The sequence below is a fragment of the Halomonas sp. ND22Bw genome (assembly GCF_003011945.1).
In the GTDB taxonomy this organism is placed as follows: Bacteria; Pseudomonadota; Gammaproteobacteria; order Pseudomonadales; family Halomonadaceae; genus Halomonas; species Halomonas halophila.
The window spans coordinates 1-267 of sequence record NZ_PXWD01000988.1 but is presented as its reverse complement, the minus strand read 5'-3'; the positions used below and the strand labels follow the sequence as shown (position 1 = coordinate 267).

The window sequence follows — 267 nt, the reverse complement described above, 5'->3', positions numbered from 1 at the left end:
CGCTCCAGCAGTTCCAGGCCGCACAGCTCCTGGGCCAGGCGCGACCCCCGGCTTTGTTCCATGCCAAGCTCCGCGGCGAGCTGCGAAACGCCCAGCGGCGCCTGTCCCCGCTTCTCCCGTTCCACCACGTGCCGCAGGATCCGCAGTCCCTGCGCCATCGAGGACGCCTCGGCGGTTGATTCCACGCTTTCCTGCCCTCCTGGCTGCCGGCAACGGCCCCATTGTTCCACGGGCGCTGCTTGTTCCACCCAGGGCGCTGCCGTCGTC

Annotated in this window: 1 protein-coding gene; it reads right to left on the bottom strand. The window is 70.0% G+C overall.

Annotation, left to right across the window (positions count from 1 at the left end):
• Positions 1–185: hypothetical protein (locus CVH10_RS21130; RefSeq protein WP_219924941.1), on the bottom strand; the 185-nt coding region annotated here is incomplete at its 3' end.
• Between the last annotated feature and the right edge of the window lie 82 nt (positions 186–267).